The following is a 6725-nucleotide window of genomic DNA, read 5'->3' as shown; positions in this document are numbered from 1 at the left end:
CGCCCCCGAAGGTGACTTTCGTCTTCTGCTGGCAGCCATAGGCGTGGCAAAGCCAGACGCTGTTCTTACGCGGCGGCTCGCCTTTGAAGTCGGCGAAGTGCAGTTCCGGCGCGCCCTCGCGTTCGAACGTGCAGGCGAAAGGCCGCCCATCATCGCAAGCGCAAATGCCACGGAAAGGGCGCGCATGAAAGCTCCATCCCGTCGATAGCCTCAACCTACTTCATGGCACAAGCGGAGCAAGGCTTGCCGTTGAGTGGCGCGGAGTTTTCACCTAGGTTGTCGCGACACAGCAACAAAAAGAAAACATGACATCCAACTTACCCTTACACATCGTCGGCGCGGGCCTTGCCGGATCGGAAGCGGCATGGCAGGCAGCGGAGCGCGGCGCGCGCGTGGTGCTGCACGAGATGCGGCCCGAGCGGCAAACGCAAGCGCACAAGACGGGCGGCTTCGCGGAACTCGTGTGCTCGAACTCCTTCCGCTCGGACGATTTCGAGACGAACGCGGTGGGCCTCCTGCATGAGGAGATGCGGCGCGCGGGCTCGCTCATCATGGACGCGGCGGCGCGGCACAAGCTGCCGGCGGGCGGCGCGCTGGCGGTGGATCGCGATGCGTTTTCGGCGGAAGTCACGGAGCGGCTTCGTGCCCATCCGAATGTCGAGATCGCGAGCGGCGAGGTGGATGCGCTGCCCCCTGCCGACTGGGGACCGACGATCATTGCGACCGGCCCGCTGACCTCGCCCGCGCTCTCGGCGTCGATCATCGCGGCGACTGGCGAGGACGCTCTGTCGTTCTTCGACGCCATCGCGCCCATCGTGCTGTTCGACACCATCGACATGGACGTGGCGTGGATGCAGTCGCGCTACGACAAGCCCGGCCCCGGCGGCACCGGCAAGGACTACATCAATTGCCCGCTCGACCGCGACCAGTACGAAGCGCTGATCGATGCGCTGCTCGCCGCCGAGAAGACGAGCTTCAAGGAATGGGAGAAGACGCCCTATTTCGAGGGCTGCCTTCCCATCGAGGTGATGGCGGAGCGCGGGCACGATACACTTCGCTTTGGCCCGATGAAACCCGTGGGGCTGATGGATGCGCGCACCGGCAAACAGCCGTGGGCTGTCGTGCAGCTTCGGCAGGACAATGCGCTCGGCACGCTCTGGAACATGGTCGGTTTCCAGACCAAGCTGAAGCACGGCGAGCAGAGCCGCGTTTTCCGCATGATTCCCGGTCTCGAAAATGCAGTGTTCGCGCGGCTCGGCGGCCTGCACCGCAATACGTTCCTGAATAGCCCGAAAGTGCTCGACGGCGCGCTTCGCCTGAAGGCCGCGCCGCATGTGCGCTTCGCCGGGCAGGTGACGGGCGTGGAAGGGTATGTCGAATCGGCGGCCATCGGCCTGCTCGCGGGACGCTTCGCCGCCGCCGAACTGGTGGGCCGCGATCCGCTTCCGCCGCCGCAGACGACCGCGCTCGGCGCGTTGCTGGCGCATATCACGGGCGGCCACCTCTCTGATACCATCGAGAGCGGCCCGAAAAGCTTTCAGCCGATGAACGTCAATTTCGGCCTGTTCCCGCCGCTTGCCGAACCGCAAAAAAAGGTGCGAGGCGAAGCGAAAGGTGCGGCCAGAAAGAAAGCGTTATCAAAGCGCGCGCTCGTCGAGCTTGATCTTTGGCTTGAGACGGATATGGTTTCGGCCCGTGGTGGGCACGCGGCTTGATCTAGACTAATCCGAGGTGCATAAACCGTACGGCAGCTTGGCCGTGCGGCACATGTAACCTTGCCTCTTGCGGCGTTGGCTGCCACATATCAATCAATCGCCGAAAATCCGCATCCCGTCTGGAGCCGCCATGGTTCAGCTCACGCTGCCGAAAAACTCGAAAATCCGCAAAGGCAAAACCTGGAACTCTCCGGGGGCGAACGCGAAAGACTGGAAGCGTTTCGAGGTTTATCGCTGGGATCCGACCACGGGGCACAATCCGAGCATGGACACCTACTGGGTGAACCTCAAGGAATGCGGCCCGATGGTGCTCGACGCCATCATCAAGATCAAGAACGAGATCGACCCGACGCTCGCCTTCCGTCGCTCCTGTCGCGAGGGCATCTGCGGGTCGTGCGCGATGAATATCGACGGCACCAACACGCTGGCCTGCACGAAGCCCATCAAGGAAATCTCCAGCACGGTGAAGATCTATCCGCTGCCGCATATGAGCGTCAGCAAGGATCTCATTCCCGACCTCAGCCATTTCTTCGCGCAGCATCGCTCCATCGAGCCGTGGCTTCAGACCGACTCGCCGCCGCCGGAGACCGAATGGCTGCAAAGCCGCGATGACCGCGCGGTGCTCGACGGCCTCTATGAGTGCATCCTCTGCGCCTGCTGCACGACGTCATGCCCGTCCTACTGGTGGAACGGCGCGCGCTTCCTCGGCCCCGCCTCGCTGCTTCAGGCGCGCCGCTGGATCGCGGACAGCCGCGACGAACGCACGGGCGAGCGCCTCGACAACCTCGAAGACCCGTTCCGCCTGTATCGCTGCCACACGATCTTGAACTGCGCGCAGGTCTGCCCGAAGGGCTTGAACCCGGGTGAGGCCATTGCCGAGTTGAAGAAGCTCATGGTCGAGCGCCAGCTTTAGAGCCGCTTCCGATCGGATTGCATCGCGGTTCGATCGGTAAACTTCACCGGTCAGGGTTCAACCTGATCGGCTCCGGCGAGTTACATCCGGACTCAGAAGTTAGTACCGATAGCGACCGGCGGGACCGTCCATGTCGCGGGGACATCGCGCTGAAAGCCGCTTGGAGGCGCGCCCTCAAGCGTAGCTCTAACTGGCACTCGCGCGCCATCTCTCGGGCGTCTCTTCCGGCTTCACCACGGAAATGCCGGGCAGAGTCAACATTTCCATGATCCATGGATAGTTTGGAGCGATCTCTTCGCTCATGCGGCGGGCAATCGCCGCCTTGGCGGTATGCGCCACCTGACGCGGGATGTCGCCCAGCTCTCTTTCCCGCGCGAGGACGTGGACCTCGCGGAACGCAATGACGCTCGGCAAGGGCGCGAAGGTCACGCTTGGCCAGAACGCCTGCCCGCGCAGCATGCAAAGCGGCGTCACGATCGTCCAGCCAAGTCCCGATGCCACCATGGCAAGCACGGTTTCGGAATCGTCAAACTCCGCCCGCCCGGCGGCCTCGATGCGAAGGCGGCGCAGAAGGCGGTCGACCTCGCGGCCGAGCATGGTTCGCGAACTGAGCCGCACGATATCCCGCTCGCGGGCAAGCGCGCCGAGATCGGCGATGTCAGGATCGACGCCGCGCGGCACCGCGAGAAGAAGCGGCTCGCGCAGAATTCTATACCGTTCGAGATTGGGTTGGTCTTCGAGGGGGTCCGGCGAGATGATGATGTCGACCTCGCGGGCGAGAAGCGCGCGGCGATGCTGGCTGTGAAGGCCGATCTGCACGGACCAGAGTGCGGCGATGCTGCGCAGGCTCGAAACGAGATCGAGCCCGATGGTGCCTGCGAGCGTGTCGACCAGACCGATATTGAGCTTGGGTAGCGCCGCCATGACGGGCGCACGTGCCGCCTGAATGGCCTCTCTCGCGGCGAGGAGCACGCCCCGAGCCTTATCCAGAAGGACGGCGCCAGACGGCGTCAGCGCGATGGGCCGCACTTGACGGTCTAAAAGCTGCACGCCGATAGACTGTTCGAGATTGGCGATGATCTGGCTTACTGCCGATTGCGTAAGCTGAGCGCGGCGCGCGGCCTGACTAATGCCGCCGCATTCCGCGACTAGAACGAAAATGTCCAGTGAACGAAGATTGATTTCGAGAGAATCATGTCGTCCCCGTTCCATCTGCGAGGGGTTCGGCCTGCGCTCTTTCACATCTAACCTGGCGAGTGGATTGTCTTGCTTGCGGTATAGGGCGCCCGATAGACAGTCTGCCCCATGGTCTATTGCATATTACAACCTGGGGCGTAACGTAAGCGATTTCGTGTATCTGAATGTTCCACGACAGGATTTCCACGTATGATTGAGCGCGTGGCGCTTTCTGCACCTCGCCAACAAAAAATTAACGATAAACTAACACTCGACTCGGCATATGTGCGAATTGCCAGTCCGTCCCCGCGGGAGAAAACGATGCGAAATTTCCGGGTATGGTACCGGCGGGCAGCGGGGGCAGCCGCGGTTGCCTCATGTTGGCTTGCGCTGTTTCACGGTACCGCGGCGGCCGCTAGCGACGCGGTTCCCGCGACGTGTCCGTTCGGAAGCGCCGATCTTCTCCTGATTGTTGCCCTCATCGGCGGCGTTGCGGTCGCATTCGGCGTGCTCGCCTTCGTGTTCCGGGAGCAGTCGCGTTACCGCGCGAAACAACTTCTCCGCCAGAACGGGAGGCTCGACGCGCTTTTCACCATCGAAGGCAATTTTCGTGCCCTCGCCGCGCTCGAACCGCAGGTGTTCGTGATCTGGAGCGACAACCACGCCCGGCTTGCGCTGCATACCATGCAGGGGACTATCGGCGTTCCGTCGAAGCTTGCGCAGTTGCTGCGGTTCGGCTCGTGGCTGCATCCCGACGACGCGAGCCTTACGGCGGAAAATCTGGCGCGACTGCAATCGCGGGGCGAAGGCTTCGTTTCGAACGCCAGCACGCTCGAAGGTCATGTGATCGAGATAGCGGGCGCGGTCTCCGGCGCCGACACGGTCCTGCGCATCCGGGCATTCTCGCCGGTCAACAAGGAACTCGTCCGGCTCATCGGAGACAACAAGCGGCTTAAACAGGCCATGCAGGACCGCGAAGGCATCCTCGACGCGCTGCAAACACCCGTCTGGTTGCGCGACGCGAAGGGCGCGCTGACATGGGTCAACACGGCGTATGTCACTGCCATCGACGCGAAGAGCCGCGAGGAAGCCATCGACAAGCAGATCGAGCTGTTCGAGACGCGGCAGCGGACCGATCTGCACCGCATGAGCCAGTCCAGGAAGCCGGGCCGCATCAAGCTTCAGACGATCGTCAACGGCGGCGTGCAGACCTACGAGGCGATTACTGCCCCGATCGAGCGGGGCAGCGGCGGTGCGGCGCTGGACGTTTCAATGCTGAAGACGCAGCGCGACGAGCTTGAGCGGCAGATCGCGGCAAATGCCCGGACGCTCGACAAGGTGTCGACGGGTGTGGCCGTGTTCGGCGTGGATCGCTCGCTTTTCTACTGTAACGACGCCTTCGCCAAGATATGGGATCTGGAAATCGCGTGGCTCGCCGCGAAGCCCGCCGCGTCGGAGTTTTTCGACCAGCTTCGCCAGCGCCGCCTCTTGCCGGAGCAGCCCGATTACCGTAAATGGCGCGACGGCAAGATCATCGCCTTCGACCGCAACCGCACGCTCGACGAATTCTGGCATCTCCCCGATGGACGCACCGTCCATGTGGTGAAGGATTGCCGCGACGATGGCGGCCTTACTTTCCTGTTCGATGACGTGACCGAGAAGCTGGCGCTCGAACGCCAGTTCCATACGCTCATCGAGGGCCAGCGCGAGACGCTCGACCATCTGAACGAAGGCATCGCCGTGTTCGGTGCGGACGGCCGGCTCGACCTCTACAACCCGTCGTACCAGTCCATCTGGGCGCTTCCGGAGGATATGCTCGGCGATCAGCCGCATTTCGAGGACATCCGCAAGGCAAGCGACATGCTGGCGCCCGACCCGGATTTCTGGCACACGCTGCGCGAGTCGATCACGGGCATGCCTGAGGCGCGCGACACCTTCAGCGGCACGGTAGCAAAAAGCGATGGCGCGCATCTCGCCTATGTGGTGACGCCGCTGCCGGATGGCGGCACGCTCGTCACCTTCGCCGACGTGACCGACAGAAAGCGCTTCGAAGAGGTGCTGCTCGAAAGGAACGAGGCGCTCGAAGCCTCCGACCGGCTTAAGACGGCGTTCCTCAGCCACGTGTCCTATGAATTGCGCACGCCGCTCACCACGATCATCGGCTTCACAGACATGCTGGCCGAGCCCGCTTTCGGCGCGCTCAACAACAAGCAGCGCGAGTATCTCGACCACATCAAGACGTCGAGCGAGGTGTTGCTCAACATCATCAACGACATCATCGATCTCGCCGCGCTCGACGCGGGCGCGCTCGACCTGAAACTTGCGCCGGTGGAGATCGAGAGCCTCATCGAGGCGGCCGAACTCGGTGTGCGTGAACGCCTCAGCCGCGCGAACGTGAATTTGGACGTTCACATCGCAAGCGGCGCGGGCACCGTGATGGCGGACGCGAACCGCCTCATCCAGGTGCTCTACAACCTGCTTTCAAACGCCATCGGCTTCTCGCCGGAAGACGGCACCATAACGCTCGCCTGCCGCCGGGAGAAGAACGGCGTGGCGATCAGCGTTCAGGACACCGGGCTCGGCATCCCCGAGGAAGAACAGGCGACGGTGTTCGATCGCTTCGAGAGCCGCAGCAAAGGCTCGCGGCATCGCGGCGCGGGGCTGGGCCTGACGCTCGTGAAGAGCATCGTCGAACTGCACAAAGGGCGCATCGATCTGCGCTCGACGCCGGGCGCGGGCACCACGGTTACGGTGTTCCTGCCGGACAGCCACCCCGCGCTGAAAAAGGGGAAGACCAGCGCCGACCGCAAGGCCGCGCGCGCCATCCCCGCGCAGTGAGGCGTGGGCGTCGCTCGCACTCGCTATACGCGACGCCGTTATGGGACGACGTGGGTATCGCGGGTCTGCCGCCTCTGACGCAT

General features: G+C 63.3%; 4 protein-coding genes and 1 pseudogene. 3 read left to right on the top strand and 2 right to left on the bottom strand.

Annotated elements, in window-relative coordinates:
• Positions 1-214, bottom strand: a pseudogene (locus T281_RS19415) (hypothetical protein); the annotation flags it as partial.
• A gap of 91 nt (positions 215-305) precedes the next feature.
• Here T281_RS19415 and trmFO point away from each other — a divergent pair.
• A complete protein-coding gene (gene trmFO / locus T281_RS15745) occupies positions 306-1715 on the top strand; it encodes a methylenetetrahydrofolate--tRNA-(uracil(54)-C(5))-methyltransferase (FADH(2)-oxidizing) TrmFO (RefSeq protein WP_037241612.1) in 1410 nt (469 codons plus the stop codon).
• A 130-nt stretch (positions 1716-1845) separates the two neighbouring features.
• On the top strand, positions 1846-2628 hold the full coding sequence (locus T281_RS15740) for a succinate dehydrogenase iron-sulfur subunit (RefSeq protein WP_013419247.1): 783 nt from the start codon (positions 1846-1848) through the stop codon (positions 2626-2628).
• A 186-nt stretch (positions 2629-2814) separates the two neighbouring features.
• Here the strand turns inward: T281_RS15740 and T281_RS15735 are convergent, their stop codons facing one another.
• Entirely contained in the window at positions 2815-3840 is a 1026-nt protein-coding gene (locus tag T281_RS15735) for a LysR family transcriptional regulator (RefSeq protein ID WP_052037583.1), read from the bottom strand.
• 285 nt (positions 3841-4125) lie between these two features.
• On the opposite strand from T281_RS15735, the gene T281_RS15730 reads away from it, so the two are divergent.
• A complete protein-coding gene (locus tag T281_RS15730; protein ID WP_052037582.1) occupies positions 4126-6642 on the top strand; it encodes a sensor histidine kinase in 2517 nt (838 codons plus the stop codon).
• Positions 6643-6725: the final 83 nt, after the last annotated feature.

Origin of the sequence: Rhodomicrobium udaipurense JA643, from assembly GCF_000636015.1 — a bacterium.
GTDB classification, from domain to species: Bacteria; Pseudomonadota; Alphaproteobacteria; order Rhizobiales; family Rhodomicrobiaceae; genus Rhodomicrobium; species Rhodomicrobium udaipurense.
This window is presented reverse-complemented; position numbering and strand designations above follow the sequence as displayed.

What these genes read in the sequence shown, in the direction of transcription:
- T281_RS15730 (WP_052037582.1), top strand. Translation starts at nt 4,126, where the DNA reads ATGCGAAATTTCCGGGTATGGTACCGGCGGGCAGCGGGGGCAGCCGCG.
- trmFO (WP_037241612.1), top strand. Translation starts at nt 306, where the DNA reads ATGACATCCAACTTACCCTTACACATCGTCGGCGCGGGCCTTGCCGGA.
- T281_RS15740 (WP_013419247.1), top strand. Translation starts at nt 1,846, where the DNA reads ATGGTTCAGCTCACGCTGCCGAAAAACTCGAAAATCCGCAAAGGCAAA.
- T281_RS15735 (WP_052037583.1), bottom strand. Translation starts at nt 3,840, where the DNA reads ATGGAACGGGGACGACATGATTCTCTCGAAATCAATCTTCGTTCACTG.